16 protein-coding genes and 2 pseudogenes are annotated in these 18,135 nt (G+C 40.9%); 12 read left to right on the top strand and 6 right to left on the bottom strand.

Annotation, left to right across the window (positions count from 1 at the left end):
• Positions 1-281: 281 nt before the first annotated feature.
• The 7 genes from mtlD to QTA56_RS02840 all read left to right on the top strand — a co-directional run bounded on the left by mtlD (position 282) and on the right by QTA56_RS02840 (position 8,359).
• Entirely contained in the window at positions 282-2,414 is a 2,133-nt protein-coding gene (gene mtlD / locus QTA56_RS02870) for a bifunctional mannitol-1-phosphate dehydrogenase/phosphatase (RefSeq protein ID WP_267979442.1), read from the top strand.
• Between the two features lie 73 nt (positions 2,415-2,487).
• A complete protein-coding gene (locus QTA56_RS02865) occupies positions 2,488-3,111 on the top strand; it encodes a 2'-5' RNA ligase family protein (RefSeq protein WP_267979441.1) in 624 nt (207 codons plus the stop codon).
• Positions 3,112-3,113: 2 nt separating this feature from the next.
• The gene (gene cobU / locus QTA56_RS02860; protein ID WP_267979440.1) at positions 3,114-3,632 is read left to right on the top strand and encodes a bifunctional adenosylcobinamide kinase/adenosylcobinamide-phosphate guanylyltransferase; all 519 of its coding nucleotides are present in this window, start codon (positions 3,114-3,116) and stop codon (positions 3,630-3,632) included.
• Position 3,633: 1 nt separating this feature from the next.
• Positions 3,634-4,701, top strand: a complete 1,068-nt coding sequence (cobT, locus tag QTA56_RS02855; RefSeq protein ID WP_411956076.1) for a nicotinate-nucleotide--dimethylbenzimidazole phosphoribosyltransferase — start codon at positions 3,634-3,636, stop codon at positions 4,699-4,701.
• A complete protein-coding gene (locus QTA56_RS02850) occupies positions 4,694-5,305 on the top strand; it encodes a histidine phosphatase family protein (protein WP_267979439.1) in 612 nt (203 codons plus the stop codon). The genes cobT and QTA56_RS02850 overlap by 8 nt, the downstream gene beginning before the upstream one ends.
• Positions 5,305-6,048, top strand: a complete 744-nt coding sequence (locus tag QTA56_RS02845) for an adenosylcobinamide-GDP ribazoletransferase (RefSeq protein ID WP_267979438.1) — start codon at positions 5,305-5,307, stop codon at positions 6,046-6,048. The genes QTA56_RS02850 and QTA56_RS02845 overlap by 1 nt, the downstream gene beginning before the upstream one ends.
• Positions 6,049-6,187: 139 nt before the next feature.
• Entirely contained in the window at positions 6,188-8,359 is a 2,172-nt protein-coding gene (locus QTA56_RS02840; RefSeq protein WP_267979437.1) for a TonB-dependent siderophore receptor, read from the top strand.
• A gap of 114 nt (positions 8,360-8,473) precedes the next feature.
• Here QTA56_RS02840 and QTA56_RS02835 read toward each other — a convergent pair whose 3' ends face one another.
• Positions 8,474-9,529 (bottom strand): helix-turn-helix domain-containing protein, encoded by a 1,056-nt coding sequence (locus tag QTA56_RS02835; protein ID WP_267979436.1) that lies wholly within the window; start codon positions 9,527-9,529, stop codon positions 8,474-8,476.
• Positions 9,530-9,638: 109 nt separating this feature from the next.
• Between QTA56_RS02835 and QTA56_RS02830 the strand changes: the two genes are divergently transcribed.
• From QTA56_RS02830 to QTA56_RS02820, 3 genes are all read left to right on the top strand, one after another.
• The gene (locus QTA56_RS02830; RefSeq protein ID WP_267980026.1) at positions 9,639-10,442 is read left to right on the top strand and encodes an SDR family NAD(P)-dependent oxidoreductase; all 804 of its coding nucleotides are present in this window, start codon (positions 9,639-9,641) and stop codon (positions 10,440-10,442) included.
• Positions 10,439-11,185, top strand: a complete 747-nt coding sequence (locus QTA56_RS02825; RefSeq protein WP_267979435.1) for an acetoacetate decarboxylase family protein — start codon at positions 10,439-10,441, stop codon at positions 11,183-11,185. The genes QTA56_RS02830 and QTA56_RS02825 overlap by 4 nt, the downstream gene beginning before the upstream one ends.
• A 154-nt stretch (positions 11,186-11,339) precedes the next feature.
• Entirely contained in the window at positions 11,340-12,578 is a 1,239-nt protein-coding gene (locus QTA56_RS02820) for an NADH:flavin oxidoreductase/NADH oxidase family protein (RefSeq protein ID WP_267979434.1), read from the top strand.
• An 89-nt stretch (positions 12,579-12,667) separates the two neighbouring features.
• On the opposite strand, the pseudogene QTA56_RS02815 reads toward QTA56_RS02820, so the two are convergent.
• Together QTA56_RS02815 and QTA56_RS02810 are read right to left on the bottom strand one after the other, a co-directional pair.
• Positions 12,668-12,862: pseudogene (locus tag QTA56_RS02815) on the bottom strand (zinc-binding dehydrogenase); the annotation flags it as partial.
• Complete coding sequence (locus QTA56_RS02810) at positions 12,826-13,752, bottom strand: acetoacetate decarboxylase (protein ID WP_267979433.1); 927 nt, start codon at positions 13,750-13,752, stop codon at positions 12,826-12,828. The gene QTA56_RS02810 and the pseudogene QTA56_RS02815, both read right to left, overlap by 37 nt.
• A 158-nt stretch (positions 13,753-13,910) precedes the next feature.
• Here QTA56_RS02810 and QTA56_RS02805 point away from each other — a divergent pair.
• Positions 13,911-14,579, top strand: a pseudogene (locus tag QTA56_RS02805) (saccharopine dehydrogenase family protein); the annotation flags it as partial.
• 165 nt (positions 14,580-14,744) lie between these two features.
• Here QTA56_RS02805 and QTA56_RS02800 read toward each other — a convergent pair.
• The 3 genes from QTA56_RS02800 to QTA56_RS02790 all read right to left on the bottom strand — a co-directional run bounded on the left by QTA56_RS02800 (position 14,745) and on the right by QTA56_RS02790 (position 17,355).
• On the bottom strand, positions 14,745-15,749 hold the full coding sequence (locus QTA56_RS02800) for an acetoacetate decarboxylase (RefSeq protein WP_411956075.1): 1,005 nt from the start codon (positions 15,747-15,749) through the stop codon (positions 14,745-14,747).
• A gap of 246 nt (positions 15,750-15,995) precedes the next feature.
• Entirely contained in the window at positions 15,996-16,802 is an 807-nt protein-coding gene (locus tag QTA56_RS02795) for a type 1 glutamine amidotransferase domain-containing protein (protein WP_267979431.1), read from the bottom strand.
• Between the two features lie 139 nt (positions 16,803-16,941).
• The gene (locus QTA56_RS02790) at positions 16,942-17,355 is read right to left on the bottom strand and encodes a MerR family transcriptional regulator (protein ID WP_267979430.1); all 414 of its coding nucleotides are present in this window, start codon (positions 17,353-17,355) and stop codon (positions 16,942-16,944) included.
• An 88-nt stretch (positions 17,356-17,443) separates the two neighbouring features.
• Between QTA56_RS02790 and QTA56_RS02785 the strand changes: the two genes are divergently transcribed.
• Positions 17,444-18,133 (top strand): type 1 glutamine amidotransferase domain-containing protein, encoded by a 690-nt coding sequence (locus tag QTA56_RS02785; RefSeq protein WP_267979429.1) that lies wholly within the window; start codon positions 17,444-17,446, stop codon positions 18,131-18,133.
• Positions 18,134-18,135: the final 2 nt, after the last annotated feature.

Here is an 18,135-nt window from a genome sequence, read left to right as displayed (position 1 = left end):
GGCTGTTTATGCTTGGGTATTACTGAAAATGTTGATATAAGATGATCAATAAAATCTATCATAGAAGAGTTTTCTCCTATAAATTAACGCTAGAACGATTAAAAAAGAATCATATTTTTTAAATTGATGCAACTGTTCTGATCAATAAATAGATATTTATATATAAATTAAAACACATTTGATTGTTTTTTGTTCAAATTTATTTCATTTATTTACTATTTGAATTTTAAGCCTATTTTTTGGTTACCCTATAAAACGTATAACAAAACAAAGGAGTAACAATGCTGATTTTTCATGATTATCCTGTCCAGGGGGCAATTTTTGATATGGATGGAACAATGTTTGATACAGAGCGACTACGCTTTCAGACATTAAAACAGGCCTCTCAGGAACTCATTGGACAGGAATTTTCAGATGATTATTTGATGCAGTGTCTGGGTTTAAGCGCCAAAACTGCTGAACAACTTGCAAAAAAATATTATGGAGACAACATCTCCTATCAAGAGATTCGTCAACGTGCCGATACCTTGGAACTTGAATTGATTCGTCAAAATGGTGTTCCAGTCAAGAAAGGGTTGATGCAGGTTCTGGAACGCTTAAGAAAATCTGGTTTAAGAATGGCTGTGGCGACTTCAAGCCGTCGGGCAATTGCGGAAGAATATTTAATTAACGCCAATGTCTATAAATTTTTTGATCTATTGGTCTGTGGTGATGAAGTTGAACGGGGCAAGCCACATCCAGAAATTTTTATACAGGCAGCACAAAAACTAAATTTACAGCCTGAACAATGCCTTATGTTTGAAGACTCTGAAAATGGAATTTGTTCAGCCTGTGACGCAGGTGGTATTACGCTGTTATTTAAAGATATTAAAGAACCCAATGATCAGATGCTCTCTAAAGCAAAGTTTTATTATCAGGATATGTACGAGTGTCTGAATGCTTTGGATCAGTATATTCCTGAAATGGGCATGCCACAGCTACAGGAACCGTTTCCACAAAGCCTGAACCAGTTGATTGTGGGGATTCATGGTTTTGGCGCGATTGGTGGTGGATATATTGCCCAGATTTTATCTCACTGGGATGGATTTACCCGACCACAGCGAATTTTGGCATCGACCCGAAATCGTTTATATCTTGAGTCAGTCAATAGTTTTGCCAGCTATAGCATCCGCTATGGCCAGTGTTCTTACGATGAGCGGATTGAGAATCTAACAGTGATCAATGCTGACAATGAACAGCAGATGTTGGATATGTATATACAATCCAGTTTGATTGCACTGTGTCTACCTGAACAGGCGATTGCATCTGAAGCAAAAATCATTGCCAAAGGTTTACTGGCACGTTTTATGTCACAGGACACACAGAACGATGAACCGATTACATTCCTAATCGTGTTGAACAAGGTTGGAGCCAAGTTCCTGATTCTGAAATGTCTCCGTGAAGCATTGCTTGAAATCACGGATGAGGATATTGCCGAGCATATTTTAAGTGAACACTATTTCTGTGACACAGTGGTTAATCGGATGGTGTCCAAGCTCAGCGATCAGGCACTGTATCGCCAGTTGAACATCAAGCACCGTTTATTTAAGCAATATCAGAATGATTTAAATCAGGACACCATAGAATTGTCAGATGAAACGGCGTTGTCTGAAAAACAAGAACAGCAACTCACGGTGTGTCTGGAGGATATGCGCGGACAATTTCAAGCAGGGCAATTTTTACAGAATATGGACTTAATTTTGTTCAATAGCGAAGTGGATATGCCGATTTATGTGGAAAATCGCAGTCCGTTGCTCAGCAAAATGCGCCAAATGATTTTGGTTGATCATATTTCTGATATTCAGATCATCAAGAACCGTTTGTGGAATGGTTGTCATGCCATGCTGGCGTGGCAGGCGAGTCTAGACGGACATGAAACCATCGGTATTGCCTTAGCCGATTCAGGGCTTAAAAACTTTATGACTCAATTGGTTGATGAAGTTAAGTTGGGTTTGGGAAGTATTGTGCCAAACCAGTCGAAAGAGTTGGATCGTATGGCTGAAAGTTTTTTAAATTCTTGTCGATCAGCTTATAAAGATCCGTGTGAACGTGTTGCAAGAAATCCCTTATGCAAGCTGAATGTGAATGAGCGGGTTTTGGGCAGTATTGAGAATCATATTCAGCAACAGCTTCCTTATCAGAACCTATTAACAGGTGCAATTGGTGGTTATGTCTATGCATTGACCATACTGGCATTGGATGAAATTGAAATTGTGCAGCATCTACAGGGAAATGTTGCAAAACTGGACATTTCAGATTCCCAGAAACAGGCCTTGCTTAACTTGTTATATGAGGGAATTCAGCAACAACTTCAAAAAACTCCACTTTATTCCAATATTCAAAAAGCCTGGATGACTTCGGCTGAATATGTCTAAATTCAATATTCAGCCTTAAGTTTTTTGGCAAATTATGTTTGAATAGCACAACTTTAAAGTCATTCTAAATGTTGTGTTATTACAAGCATCCAGTCAACTGATCGCCACTGAAATCCGAGACTATCCTGAATGGCATCGTGGACGTTCTGATTATGGGGTGTGGTATATTGAGATTTACCAACCTGAACTCATCAGCTATTTAGATGGTATCAGGGCACAATTTTCAGATTTATTGATTGAATCGAATCAACGCCAATATCACATCACGCTATTTGTCTGTGGTTTTCTAAATTCTCATCATCCCAATTTTGATGATGATTTTGAAATTAAGACCTTAAACCATCAGATTGAATTACTTCAACAACTACAGCTAGAACCTTTTGAGCTTGAAATTACCAAGATTGATAGCTTTAGCAGTGCATTATTCCTGCATATCCATGATCAAAAGAATATCCTGAGAAAAATCCGTAAGCAACTTGCACAAAGTTCAACGGAGATTGCAGCAGTTGATTATTGTCCGCATATCACATTGGGGCTTTATGGTGATACTTGGCCTAGTGATTTAGTTCTGCAACGTATTCAAAAACTGCCACTAAAAAACATGAAAATTCAGGTGAACCAACTCACTTTTGGCTATTATAAAGCCCAGATTTTACAAGGATTACTTTATCCTTATCATCAAATTCAATTAGGTTAAATATGTTGCAACTGATTTTAGGTGGCGCACGTTCAGGTAAAAGCCGTCTGGCTGAACAGATTGCTAAAGACAGTGGTTTATCAGTTGTCTATATCGCAACGGCGCAGGCATTGGATGAAGAAATGCAGCAACGCATTCAACATCATCAGCTACAACGTCCAAGTCATTGGCAACTCTGTGAAGAGCCAATTTTTCTGGCAGATCAATTGCTGCAACTTGATCAGGAAAATCAACTCATTTTGGTTGATTGCCTGACCTTATGGCTGACCAATTTATTATTAGTTGAAGATACAGCATTACAGCAGCAACAAACCGAAAAATTACTCAATGTATTGCCTCAGCTAAAATCAGACATCATTTTAGTGAGTAATGAAACAGGGCTTGGTGTTGTGCCGATGGGAGAAATCAGCCGACGTTTTGTGGATGAGGTAGGGCGTTTACATCAGGCTTTGGGTCAATTGGCGGATAAAGTGGTGTTTTGTGTGGCAGGATTCCCAATGATTTTAAAAGGTGAAAAATAATATGGCTGAACAAATTCATTGGTATTTAGCGCCAGTTCAGCATCCTGATCTGGATGCAAAATTGCAGGCTGAGCAACGTCAATTACAACTGACCAAACCGACAGGTGCATTGGGTGATTTAGAACAGATTGCAATTACCTTGGCAAGTTTACAGGGTACGGTTTTTCCAAAAATCAATAAACCGTGGATTAGCATTTTTGCAGGCGATCATGGCGTGGTGGAAGAAAATATTTCAGCGTATCCGCAGGCAGTCACCCGCCAAATGCTGCAAAATTTTGCATCAGGTGGTGCAGCGATCAGTGTGATTGCCAAGCATCATCAGGCCCATTTACAGGTGATTGATTGTGGAACTGTTGGCGATGTTTATGAGTATGCAGGGGTTGAACGTCACTGTATTCGTGCAGGTACGGCAAACTTTGCCAAACAGGCTGCAATGACTGAACAAGAGTGTCAGGCTGCATTACAATTGGGTAAAAACAGCGTAGACCTAGCAAAATCGAAAGGGGCTGATATTTTTATTGCAGGTGAAATGGGTATAGGCAATACCTGTTCAGCTTCGGCACTTGCCTGTTTACTGCTAGATGAATCAGCACAACAGCTTACAGGTGTGGGTACGGGGATTAATCACGAGCAATTACAACACAAGATTAACGTGATTGATCAGGCGGTGAAATTACATAAAAATGATGTGACCAATAATCCGTTGAAAATTTTGGCAGCGGTCGGTGGGCTGGAAATTGCCGCCATGACAGGCGCATATCTGCGTTGCGCACAAATGGGGTTGCCAATCGTTGTTGATGGTTTTATCAGCTCGGTTGCTGCTTTATGTGCGGTTCGTATTCAGCCACAGGTCAGGGAATGGATGTTATTTGGTCATCAATCGGCTGAATATGGTCATCAACGTATTTTAAAAGAATTGAATGCCCAACCGATTTTAAACATGAATCTGCGTTTAGGTGAAGGCAGTGGTGCAGGCGCAGCACTTTCAATGATTCAACTTGCATGTGTGTTGCATAATCAAATGGCAACCTTTGCAGAAGCTGCGATTTCAGGTGATAAAGTTGGCTAAGTTGCGTCTGGACTTGTTGCGTCACGGCGAGACAATTTTAGGTCATACCTTGCGCGGCAGGCTAGATGATGAACTGACAGAACAGGGCTGGTCACAAATGCAGGCGACCATTCAGGAAAATTTAAATCATCCTGAAAAAAACTGGGATGTTATTGTAAGTTCACCCTTACAACGTTGCCGATTATTTGCCGAAAAATTGGCAAATGATTTACAGCGACCTTTATTAATTAATGAACAGATTCAGGAAATGCATTTCGGGGATTGGGAGGGCGTTTCAACTCAAACCATCTATGCAACATCACCTGAGTTGTTGGCAAATTTCTGGCAATTTCCAACCCAATATCATACGCCAAACGGGGAATCTTTAGCCGAGTTTCATCAACGTGTCTTCAATGGTTTTCAGCAGATTGCTGAATATATGCAGCAACATCAATATCAGTCTGCATTGGTAGTGACACATGGCGGTGTGATTAAATTATTAAGTTGTTTGGCACAACAACAGAGTATGGATGACCTGCTTAAAATGTCTGCTGAACTTGGGCAATTACATTCCTTCAGGTTGTCTCATCAACCAGCACAATTATCTTTTAAAAGGGTTGAGTAATGTTGCCATTTTGGATTGCCCTGCAATTTCTCACCATTGTTCCTGTGCAATTAAAGCAAATCCCCACGGCAAGGCAAAATTCACAATCCTTATTATTTTATCCTGTAATTGGTTTATTGATTGGGTTGGTTTTATTTGGATTATCATTTGTTCTGATCAAGCTACCCGCCATTCTGTTAGCCAGTATTGTCTTGGTCGTCTGGATTTGGCTGACTGGTGGCCTACATTTGGATGGTCTTGCCGATACCGCAGATGCATGGGTTGGCGGTTTCGGAGATCGAGAACATACCTTAAAGATTATGAAAGACCCAGCATGTGGGCCAATTGGTGTGCTCAGCCTCATTATAGTATGTTTGTTAAAATTTGCAGCACTTTACGTTTTAATTGAACAGCATTTGAATGCATTTTTGATTCTGATTCCTATGCTTGGGCGTAGTGTTCCCTTATTTTTGTTTTTGACCACAGCCTATGTTCGAGACAAAGGCTTGGGACGTTCAATGACAGATTTTCTTCCAAAAACTATTGCATGGATGGTATTTGTCATTACATTATCATTGCTTTATCTATTCAAATGGTATGGCTTAGCTGTACTTATTAGCTTTTTACTGTTACTTTTTTATTTGCGTTCACTATTTATCAAAAGAATTGGCGGAGTTACGGGCGATACCATTGGCGCAAGTATTGAATTAATCGAAATGAATGTACTGATTACATTTGTGGTTGCCTATTTCTATATTTCTTAACGTGTAAAAACAGCTTGAGATAATGATTAAAAAATCTTGAATATGTCCTAGAAATGCTTGTTCAACTTAACAAAATTGTGAATACTCAAGCCCGAAAATTTCAGGTTTTAAAATTATCTTTTGGGGTTGTGCAATTACTGTGAAAACGTATCCATTTTCTCGTTTACAAAAGGCATTACTGGCGGTTGGTTCATTTTCATGTTTAGGCCTGACCTCAGGAGTGGTACATGCCGAAGTCAAGAATGAAATATCACGGCTTGCAACCATCACAGTAACGGCGCAAACACCACAAACTGTCTATGATCAACCCAAGGTGAATTTATCGGGTTTCACCCAACAAAATCTTGTTGAAATTCCTGCCTCCATCAGCACAGTCACAGCACAACGCATAGCGGATCAACATGCAAAAACGTTAACCGATGTTGTTAAAAATGATGCTGCTGTAGGTGATGGTTATGCACCAATTGGTTATTACCCAAACTTTATGATGCGTGGCTTTGCCTTGAATCTAGGTTCAAGTTATTTGCTCAATGGCAACCTGTTGCGAGGTGAGCAAAATGCGGCACTGGAAAACAAGGAACAGGTCGAGATTTTAAAAGGGATAAGTGCAATCCAGAGTGGGATGTCAACGCCTGCTGGTGTAGTTAATTATGTCACCAAACGTCCGAAAGATGTTCGGTCCATTACAGTTGAAACAGATAGTCATGGTGGCAATCGTGTGGCAACCGACCTCGGTGGATTGCTCGGTGAAAATCATCAGCTTGGTTATAGGGTAAATCTCGCTACAGAACAAATTCATCCCTATGTTGACCATGCTGATGGTAAGCGCCTGTTTGGTTCTTTAGCTCTGGACTGGAGAATTTCAGATCGTTCAAAACTAGAGTTTGATATTGAGTCGCAGCGCCAACGTCAGCGTTCAGTTCCAGGTTATCAGTTGTTGGATGGTAAAGCCGTACCAACGAATGTCGAATGGGATCGATTATTGGGTTATCAAAGCTGGGGCAAACCTGTCACCAATGAAAGCCTGAATGCCAGCTTAAAATATAATTACCAGATCAATGACGATTGGACAGTAAATTTGGGTGCTTCACAAAGCCGTGTCGTGGTTGATGATTATTCAGCATTTGCTTGGGGTTGCTACAGTGATGGATGCCAGATCACAGGTTTGGGCAATAGCTTTGACCAAAATGGTCACTATGATATTTATGATTTCCGCAGCCCAGATGACAGCTATCTGACCAATCAATTTAAAACAGGGTTAAACGGTAAATTCAACACAGGAACCTGGCAACATCACCTTAATTTAGAGTTATCGTACACCTATAAACGTCATGCACAGTACGACGCAATAAATGAGTGGATAGGGACAGGAAATATTTATACGGATAGCGTGGATTATGCACCATCCAGTACAGCTTTGGGCAATCATTACAAATCATTGGACAGTCAGCAAACGGCATTAAATCTACTCGACCAGATTGATTTTAATGCTGATTGGTCAGTCTTAGTGGGTGGGAAACTGCTGCATTTAAATGAAAACGCCTATGATGCCGATAGCAATAATATTCGGGACACCAGCTTTAATCGCTTTCTGCCCCAGTTTGCGCTGATGTATCAGCCTTGGACAAATACCCATTTATATGCCTCTTATGCCAAAGGCCTGAGCGATGGTGGACAGGCACCCTGGTATGCCAACAATGCATTTGCAACCTTGGCACCAAGGCATTCATCCCAGTATGAATTGGGAATGAAGCAGCAGTGGCAAACATTACTGTTTACGGCGGCACTGTTTGACCTAAAACAGGATAATCAATATACCAATTCTGCCAGCGACTATGTGAATGATGGTGAACAGCATAATCTTGGTTTGGAACTTGGTTTGCAAGGGCGCTTAGGTCAACATCTGGATATAAGCTCTACCATGGCACTGATCCGTTCGCGTTTAAGTGATATACAGGTGCCTGAGTATCAGGACCATCAAACCCAGAATATACCAATGGTACGTTTTGCCAGCCATCTGTCTTATCAAGTACCACAAGTGGATGGATTACGTTTATTGGCAGGCATGCAATATAGCAGTGCTAAATATGCTGACAGAACGGGTACGGTAAAAGTACCAGCCTATACTGTCTTTGATGTAGGTGCAGCCTATAATTTCCGTGCCTATGGCTATGGAAATACGCTTCGATTCAACGTTGACAACCTGTTCAATAAAAAATACTGGCGTGATGCAGGTAGCTTCTTTGGGGATGATTACTTATTCCTTGGTGCGCCACGTACAGTGCAGCTATCTTGGACGATGAACTTTTAAATAATCAATATCTTTTTCTCAATGTAGCTTTGAAAGAATATTAAACAGGCAAATATAAAACCAGAATACCTTGGGTAATAGAAATATTGCCCAAGTCCTCTAAAGTTATACATTTCAATCTTTTTGCTTTTTCTCACGAAATTGAATTGGAGTCATTCCACTCCATTTTTTAAAGGCACGTGCAAAATTAGCGGGCTGGATATAGCCAAGGTAAAGTGCAATCTCTTGTATTTCCATATCACCATTGAATAACAGTTTTTTCGCTTCTTGATATTTTATTTCATCCAATAGGGCCAAATAAGAAACACCAGTTAGGTTGAGATGTCTTCTAAGCGTACGACTTGACATATGCAGCCGTTGGGCAACGGTTTCCAAAGATGGATAACCCTTTTGTGGTACAAGTACCAATTCCGTTTTCACTCTTAAAATAATGTCTTGAATTTGTTCTGAGAAACGAATTTGTTCAGCTTCACATTGGGCTAGAGCTTGCTGAAAAGCAGTCTGATCTGCCATTTTAGTGGGTAAATCAATAATTGAAGAGGGATAGCACACCTGGTTCTTGGCCTGATTAAAAAGAATCCTAGGCAATTGATGCTTAAATTTTTCATGATAGGGTGGCTCAGGCCAGTCAACTTGCAGCTCGACATTGGAAAAATCATGCTCAGCCAAGGATTGAGCAGTTTGAACAACACCTATCATCAAACATTCATAGAAAAAGCGCCTTAGAGTTTCTGCCTGTTCATGATGCTGGCTTATCACAGGATGAGTTTGTTTTATTTCAATAATAGATCGCTGTGTTTCTTCATAAAAGTCGATTTTATAATCTTTTAACCGCATATTAAAAAACTGGGTTGCCAGCTCAATGGCATAACGCAATGAGGGACTACTCATTAAGGCATATCCCATTGGACCATGGGCAGTCAGCCGAAGTTTTAAACCATATTCATATCCCAACCCCAAATCCTGTGCCAAGGTTAAACTTACCCAAGCCAGTCTTGACCATTGTATAGGGGTGATGCGGGCATCCAACTGGTTGAATAGTGTTAAAGGTATTTTGCTTTGATGCAATATCTCGGATGCCGAAAAACCCTTTTCAACCATAATCTCCAATAATAAATGGGCATAGGAAATAGGAATACTGGCTTTGGATAACCCATACGGATCTTTCATTTTTGTATGATATTGGCCGAAAATGATTAGTAGTATGTCTGAACTCCATCTCACGCTCAAGTTTTACATCCTGAATACTGAGATCATTCTGTTGATATGAGTATTGATGATGGGTTTACCGCCTCCCTTAAAAGAATCTCCTGTTGTAATTACTGGCGCATCTTCTGGTATTGGTGAAGCACTTGCCAAAGAATTTGCGGCACGCGGCTATTCACTCATTTTGGTTGCGCGGCGTGTCGATAAACTGGAGCTTCTCGCTGCAACCTTAAGTGAAAAGTATCAAGTTGAAGTCAGCCTACGTCCATGTGATCTTGCGAATCGTGAAGAAAGAACCAGATTCCGTAAGGAATTGGAAAAAACCAGTATTTCTATTTTATGTAATAACGCTGGCTTTGCCACCTTTGGTCGGCTGCACCAACTAAATGCGGATCGGGAGCGTGAAGAAACGGAGGTGAATGTCGTTGCGGTACAGGATCTGACTTTAGCGGTATTGCCTAACATGATTCAGCGTAAAAGTGGCGCAATCTTAATTGTAGGTTCCACATCAGGTCATCAACCAACTCCAGCCAATGCGACATACGCAGCTACAAAGGCTTTTGCAAACTCATTCGCTGAATCACTACACAGTGAACTGAATGGGACGAGCGTAACCTGTACCTTGTTGGCCCCAGGTCCAACCATAACAGGTTTCAATGAAGTTGCAGGTATCTCAAAAATTGATGGTATGGGGGGCAGCTTTGTGTGGGTAACGGCAGAGCGTGTTGCCAAAGAAGCGATTCAGGGGATGGAATGTAATCGTCGTATTGTAATTCCAGGATTGGTCGCACAGGCACAAACCTTGGGAGGACGATATACACCGAGAGTCATTTTACTACCCATATTAAAACAAGCGTTTTCGAGGTTAAAAGCATGAGACAACTTATTCATGATTTGCGCACCCCAATTGGTTTGGCGAACCTTGGCAATAAGCTTTATCACAATGCTCATTATCTAACGGCTGTACTTGAGGTGGATGAAAAGAAGATGGTGCGCTGGTTGCCAGCAGGCATGAAATTGGCAAAACCAGCCAGGGCTGATCTGTTTTGTGCCTATTTCCCTGAGAATGTATATACAGGGACCTACCATGAGGCTGGCCTATTTGTACATATTCAGGTGGGCAATAAAACAGGCATTTTTTGTCCGTGGATGATTCTGGATGATGATCGCGCCATGATTATTGGGCGTGAATTGCTCGGCTATCCTAAAAAAACTGGCGAAATCAGTTGGAACAATGATGGCACACGCATTACCAGTAAAGCCTCTCGTCGAGGAACGGTACTGATTGAAATGAATGCAATACTTGGTGATGTTATTGAGGATGCACCGCCTATTTTGGGATTGCCACACCGTAACATTACAGGTGGTTTGGGCTTGACCTTACCAAGAGAGGTCCGTTTTACCCCTAAAGAACATCCTATTGAAGTACGTCATGTGGAGATGGATTTACGCTTTACAGGCACAGAGAATGATCCACTGCATGAAATGGGATTGGGTAAGGTTGTAGAGGCACGTTTACACCGCTGTGATTTGTCTGGCGGCTTGATTCCACCCATTCAAATTCCACGTTTGAGAACACCACTTTTTCTGATGCGCCAGTTTAATCCACGTGTTTTATAAAGGGTCTTGTGCATCAAGTCAGCCAGGATTATTTAAATTTTTTTGCACCCAACTTTCATCTCTGGCAGCACGACAATCGAGTGATGATGGAACAATTAAAGCTGAAATTTCAAATTATTTAAATTTAAACCCTTATGCAAATAGGTATCTTCTAATGAAAAAATTACAAACCAGTCTAGCAAGTCCTTTGCAACAACCGCTGAAATTGCCTTGCGGTATCACCATTCCCAATCGTATTGCGAAATCAGCAATGAGTGAGCAATTGGCTGATCGTCATGGATCTCCAACAATTGCTTTACAGAAACTTTATGCTGCATGGGCGCGGGGCGGGACAGGGCTTTTAATTACGGGGAATGTGATGGTTGACTATCGTGCATTTGTAGAACCGAGAAATGTCGTGTTGGAAGATGAACAATTCTTGCAGGCAAATGCAGAATGGGCACAAGCCGCTCGGTCAAATGGCGGCAAAATTATTATGCAGATTAATCATCCAGGTCGAGTCGCTGTACTGCCGTTGCTAAAAAAACCAATCGCACCCTCAGCAGTTGGGCTGGATTTGCCACTTATGAGTGTAATTCGTATGCCACGTGCCATGAGTGAGTACGAAATTCTGGAACAAGTTCAACGTTTTGCAAATACTGCTGGATTGGCTGTAAAGGCTGGTTTTGACGGCGTTCAAATTCATGCTGCACATGGATACCTGTTATCACAGTTTTTATCCCCCTTATCAAATATTCGTACCGATCAGTGGGGTGGAAATCCAGAAAATCGCCAACGCTTTTTAATTGAAACTGTCCGTGCGGTACGTCAAGCGATCGGAAACAATAAAATATTGAGTGTAAAACTAAACTCGGCTGATTTCCAAAAGGGTGGATTAAGTCAGGAAGAGTCTTTGCAGGTTGCACTGGCATTAGAGGCGGAAAGTATCGATTTACTTGAAATATCTGGTGGTAATTATGAGTCTCCTGCACAGTTGGGCTATGCACCAGAGCGGCAGACGCAACGAGATGCTTATTTTGTTGATTATGCAACCGCATTGCGTAAGATGAGTAAATTACCACTGATGCTCACAGGTGGATTACGCCATGTTGATTTTATGAACCGTATTGTTGCAGACGGAACGGTTGACTTGATTGGTTTGGCACGCCCATTTGCTTTGCAACCAGATTTGGCAAAACAGTTATTGGCAGGAAAATCGGTACAGGAACCAGTAAACATTCCTGTGGTTGGATACAAGCCAATAGATGCTTATCTACAATTGGCTTGGCATGCAGCTCAATTTCGTCGTATTGGTCACGGTCAACAGCCTAAACCGATCAAAGGATTGATACCAACATTGGCTACATTTGGACCACGTATGGGATTTAATATTTTGACTCAGAATAAGTGCTAAAAGTTTGGATGATTATTCGAATGTAATGACGAAACTGAAACCCTGAGAAGTTAGAATTAAACTTCTTAACTTCTCATATCATAAAGCTGTCATTTCTTAACGATCAGGACCAGCTTACCCACATGCTCACCTTGCTGTAGAAATTCATGTGCCTGACGGGCTTCCTCAAGGTCAAATGATTTATATAGCAAAGGCTTTAGCTTCCCTTTGGAAATTAAAGGCCATACTTTTTCCTGAAGTGCTGCCATCACTTCTGCCTTTGCTTCAATGGATTTTTCCTTAAGGGTTTTGGTAAATTCAGTACCACCTGAGCATCCTGAATCACATCTAGACGAAGAATGGTAGAGGCACCAAGCTCATCCAGCAACTGACTTAAAGGCCCACCATGACGAACCAGTTTAACTTTTCTTGGCAACAGCTTCTGGGCAAATGACAGCACATTGGACTGCACCAACGTTTGGTGCCACACACCATCCACCTGATGCAACATGGTGGCCTCAGTCATATGCGACTCAGGTTTCACATGCTGTAGGGCTGGAGTGGGTATGGTTAAACTAAGGTCCACTTTACTTGATGGACCTGTCAGATTTGCCTGCACTTCAGTTTGACCAATATCGACATTAATTTCAGTCAGCCATTTAGGCAGTTGATACCCATATACACCACGCACTCGGGCAATTTCAGTATCGACAGGTAAGGCCAGCACATGGGCATAAAAATGGCGTTGGCGAATCGAATTCACCAATTCCAGCGCATGTGGTCCACGGGCGTTTGGTTTACGCACCACAATCGCAACAGATACTTCGTTGTAGGGATCATTGTCACAAACTGAATAGGTGAAAAAAGTCAGGGCAACCAACCCATAACTAGGAAAGGGTTGTAAGGCTTCGAGTGCTGCAGGCAGTTTTTTCCTGAGCTGTTCAATTGGAGCCAGCATCAGGACTTGAACATTGGCTGTACGGTAATAAAAATTGGGTGCCCATACCTTACCCACTCTCGACCCAACCAGTTTCTTAGGAATAGTACGGAAAAAATCAATATTGCCAGCAGCAGGGTCTTTTGCCACTTCATCCAGGTCAGGATTCATTCTAAAGCGATCATAATACCCCCCTTTAGGTACCTTGACTTTTTGTTGTCCAAACTCAACTTCAGTAAACTGTTTCTTTGTATTCATGTGATTTAGCCTTTAAATTGATTAAATCGCTAAATATGATGATTTAAAGTCATGTCATTCTTAGCGGATAGAATCACTATAAGATTAAAGCTAACTTTAGAGTCAAGCACCAAAATTTAAGATTTGAAAATAAAGCCACCTGTTCGTTTAATCAATGTGATGTGATTCCAACGGATTGCGTTGCGGCTGCACTTAAAGAGGCCCTACCTGATGCAACACATTTGGCATTGGGTTTTGACTCAAAAACTGGACTTTCTCCTGGTACTGCAAAAACCAGTACAGAGGGCATGGCTGAGGGTGGGAAAATCCGTAAAGCGGGTAAAATTACCACAGTCGCCTTAGGCCATCATGTCCGCAAGATTGACTTTGGTGATGGCAAAAAAAGTGCCATGAGTGTACCGTGGGGCGATGTCTCAACGGCATTTTATACCACAGGGATTCCCAATATTGAGGTGTTTGTACCTGCACCGCCTGCAATGATTTTTGGCGCAAAAATGTTGAATTACATACGTCCTGTATTCAAGCTGAAGTCTGTTCAAAATCTGATGAAAACTGCGATTGAAAAATCTGTGGTAGGTCCTGATGAAGAAGTGCGTGCCAAATTACCAACTTATGTATGGGGAGAAGCAAAAAATGCGCAAGGGCAGACTAAAACAGCACGTATTCAGACTGAAAATGCCTATAGTTTAACGATCAATGGTTCACTCACTGTTGTTCGCTATTTACTTGATAATCAAGTGACAGGTGGAACTTATACACCAGCAAAATTAATGGGTTATGGTTTAGTTACCCAAATTTCAGGTTCTGGGCCATTGGTTGTTTCATAATCTTGTTTTTAATATCAAGCCAACTACAGATATTTTGTTTGTAGTTGGCTTTGTATTTATATATCTGCTATTTTTCTAACTCTTACTAAACTTAGTTTTAAAATCAAATAACTTGAACTATATAAAAATGCCCCTTTAAAAGCTAAAGAGGCATTTTGATTGGGCTTATTTCTGCTTACTGTCTTTTGAATTGTCCAAAGATTTCAATGGAATTGGCATATTCAATGCCAACTGAGCATCCTTAACCACATCAAGACGTAACACTTTGCCAGCGCCCAATTCATCAAGCAATTTGCTTAATGGGCCGCCACTACGGACAAGCTGGACATTTTTGGGGAAGAGCTTCTGTCCAAATGCAAGGGTATTGGACTGAACTGAGGTTCGGTGCCATTGACCATCCACCTGATGGAACATGGTCTTGGTTTCAATACGGGATTGAGGTTTAACATTCTTAATTTTTGGCAATGGTGCTGTTAAACTTAAATCAGGCTTACCATCGGTATTAAAAATATGCGCCTGAACTTCTTTGGAACCAATATTCATATCAATCGGAGTGAGCCATTTAGGTAACTGATAACCATATACACCCCGTACACGGGCAATTTCAGTATCTACAGGCAAGGCAAGTACATGACCGTAGTAGTTATGGGTGCGCATTGAGCTGAATAACTCACTGGTATTAAAGTGATGGACGCCTGGTTGACGTACCACGACTGCCACAGACACTTCATCATAGGGGTCTACATCACCAACGGCATATGAGAAGAATGTCAATGACACTAGACCATAACCTGGAAAAGGTTGTAATGGTTCAAGTGGAGCAGGGAGCTTTGCCTTTAATTTTGAAACAGGTGCCAACATTAACAGTTGTACATTGCTGGTACGATAATAAAAATTTGGAGACCAAACCTTACCTACACGTGTCTCTACCAGTTTCTTAGGAATAGTACGGAAATAATCAATATTGCCAGCAGCAGGGTCTTTGGCAACCTCATCTAGATCTGGATTCATGCGGAAGCGGTCATAATAACCACCTTTAGGCACATTCACTTTATATGGACCAAACTCAACAACGGTGGTTGGTTGAGTGGTTGCTATATTTGAATCTAGTTGAGTTTGACTGACACTGGATTGCTCAGCATGAGCAGAGAAACTCAACAATAAACTCATTGATATAGCTGAAATTGAACGATGTAAATAAACTTGATTGAACACAGTGATGTTGCTCCTATAAACCTTAATTAAATGCTAAGATTAAAGTTAGGTTTAAGGTCAAGCTTTTTTTATAATTAAATAAATAATGTTGTTGGACTCTGCCGATATTAAAATTTTGGTTGATCTAGGATAAAAAAGAGCAATGAGTTATAAAAAAACCAGATCAATGTATTGACCTAGTTTTTAGAATAAAGATAAGAACTAATTTAAAGTTCTTAAACGTTTGACAACAGCTTCAGCAATTTCCTTGCTGGACTGAGGATTTTGCCCCGTAATAATCCGATCATCAGAAATCACATAAGAGGTGAATGGAATAAATGCACGCTTGTATTTAGCCCCACGTTCAACCAATCCATCTTGCAATGAGAAAGGCACCTGAGACTTAATTCCTGAAAGTGTCTCTTCAACATTGGCAAAATCTGTTACCACTTTACCTGCAATCAATGGTTTGCCATTTTGATCCTGCAAAGGCAATAATCCACCTACGCCATGACAGACTGCTGAAACTATGCCCCCTTGTTGATAAATCTTTTCACTTATATTTTTAAGCTCTTTATTGTTTGGAAAGTCCCACATAGTGCCATGCCCACCCGTATAATAAACCGCCTTATAGTTGGATGGGTCTATTGCACTTGGCGCCAGTGTAGTTTTAAGACGATACATAAACTTGGGATCTGCCAAGTGTGCCTTTGCAGATTTATCTAAATAAATGGATTTTAAACTACGCTCATCCAGTGGAACAGCACCACCTTGAGGACTGACAAAATCCATGTCATAACCAGCAGCAAGTGCAACATCATAAAAATGGGTGAGTTCAGTCAGCCATAGCCCAGTAGTATCAGATCGGGTAGGATAGGCCGAATGGTTGGTCATCACCACCAGAATCTTTCCGCTAGCTTTTGAAGATATATGTTGTGTGGCAGGTTCCGATGCATATGCATGACTGCCTGCCAAAATCACCATAAAAATACGGATCAACCAGTTTTGAAAATCCCAACGCTTAAACATGACAGGTTCCTCATTAATCACCTGTATCCAATCCTATGCTTAAAGCTGGGTTTAAGGTCAATAGGTTTTAAACATTGTCGATAAATGGAAGAGAAGATATTTTTATGATCGAAAATCTAGGCCTATACCATTGCGGTGGTTAGCCTTTATCATTGGCATAGTAGAGGTTAAGCAAACGCTGGGCATTTTCCTCGCATGTGATTTCATCAGGCTTATTGTTAATGGCATAAATCATCATGCGTAGATTTTGTTTACTGATCGCCAGTTTTTCCTCAAGATCTTCAATATCTTTTACCTTACTTTCTAGAAGACCAATTAGCACATCATGATCCCAATTGGTCACATTTGATGGCAAAAATGCTTTTATTTCCGTTAAAGAAAAACCAACCTGTTGAGCTTGCTGGATCAGGAAAAGCTGTTTAAGGTCATCCTCACTATATTCTCGATAACCATTCGATTTACGTTTTGCCTTGGGTAAAAGTTTGATCTGCTCATAATAACGAATAGTAGGCGTGCTCAAACCGCTTTGTTTCGATAATTCGCTAATATTCATTTTTACTGATTTCCCCTTGACTTTAAAGCTAACTTTAGGCTTATAGTTAAGCAAAAGCAAGATTAAAAATAAATTTAAGAGGTAAAGAATGTCTAAACGTATATTGCATATCGTCACCAATGTCGCAGCCTATGAAAACGTGAATCAGGTTACAGGATTATGGTTGGGTGAGCTAACACATGCATATGATGAATTCGAAAAAAAGAATTATATTCAGGATATTGTCAGCCCATTAGGCGGAAATTCTCCAATTGAACCAAAATCCTTGGGACGTTTTGTTGCAGATGAATCCGTTCTAAAGCGAAAGAATGATCCAGCCTTTATGAAACTCCTTGAAAATACCAAGAAACCATCTGAAATTAATTGGCAAGATTATGATGTGATTTATTATACAGGTGGTCATGGAGTGATGTGGGATTTCTTGGATAACTCTGAACTGCAAGAGATTACTAAAAATATCTACGAGAAAGATGGAATTGTTTCTAGTGTCTGTCATGGCTACTGTGGGCTATTGAATGTTCGGCTTTCAAATGGGCAATACCTAATCCAGGGTAAAAAGCTTACGGGTTTTGCATGGTGTGAGGAAGTCTTGGCAGGCGTAGCAAAAAAAGTACCATATAACGCTGAAGAGTTAGCGAAAGAACACGGCGCACATTATGAAAAGAAATTTATTCCTTTTGCACCCAATGTAGTGCGAGATGGAAATCTCATTACAGGCCAAAATCCTTTTTCTGCACGCATAACGGCCCACGCGATTATTGAGGCTTTGGAAAGTTAATA

It is taken from the genome of Acinetobacter thutiue (assembly GCF_030385805.1).
Lineage (GTDB): Bacteria > Pseudomonadota > Gammaproteobacteria > Pseudomonadales > Moraxellaceae > Acinetobacter > Acinetobacter corruptisaponis.
The sequence above is the reverse complement of the archived record's forward strand: the minus strand, read 5'-3'. Positions and strand labels throughout refer to the sequence as shown.

Bases quoted from the DNA above. Each gene is read 5' to 3' on its own strand.
- QTA56_RS02825 (WP_267979435.1), top strand. From the start codon at position 10,439: ATGAGACAACTTATTCATGATTTGCGCACCCCAATTGGTTTGGCGAAC.
- QTA56_RS02800 (WP_411956075.1), bottom strand. From the start codon at position 15,749: ATGAGTTTATTGTTGAGTTTCTCTGCTCATGCTGAGCAATCCAGTGTC.
- QTA56_RS02830 (WP_267980026.1), top strand. From the start codon at position 9,639: ATGGGTTTACCGCCTCCCTTAAAAGAATCTCCTGTTGTAATTACTGGC.
- QTA56_RS02790 (WP_267979430.1), bottom strand. From the start codon at position 17,355: ATGAATATTAGCGAATTATCGAAACAAAGCGGTTTGAGCACGCCTACT.
- QTA56_RS02835 (WP_267979436.1), bottom strand. From the start codon at position 9,529: ATGAAAGATCCGTATGGGTTATCCAAAGCCAGTATTCCTATTTCCTAT.
- QTA56_RS02845 (WP_267979438.1), top strand. From the start codon at position 5,305: ATGTTGCCATTTTGGATTGCCCTGCAATTTCTCACCATTGTTCCTGTG.
- cobT (WP_411956076.1), top strand. From the start codon at position 3,634: ATGGCTGAACAAATTCATTGGTATTTAGCGCCAGTTCAGCATCCTGAT.
- cobU (WP_267979440.1), top strand. From the start codon at position 3,114: ATGTTGCAACTGATTTTAGGTGGCGCACGTTCAGGTAAAAGCCGTCTG.
- mtlD (WP_267979442.1), top strand. From the start codon at position 282: ATGCTGATTTTTCATGATTATCCTGTCCAGGGGGCAATTTTTGATATG.
- QTA56_RS02785 (WP_267979429.1), top strand. From the start codon at position 17,444: ATGTCTAAACGTATATTGCATATCGTCACCAATGTCGCAGCCTATGAA.
- QTA56_RS02820 (WP_267979434.1), top strand. From the start codon at position 11,340: ATGAAAAAATTACAAACCAGTCTAGCAAGTCCTTTGCAACAACCGCTG.
- QTA56_RS02795 (WP_267979431.1), bottom strand. From the start codon at position 16,802: ATGTTTAAGCGTTGGGATTTTCAAAACTGGTTGATCCGTATTTTTATG.
- QTA56_RS02810 (WP_267979433.1), bottom strand. From the start codon at position 13,752: ATGAATACAAAGAAACAGTTTACTGAAGTTGAGTTTGGACAACAAAAA.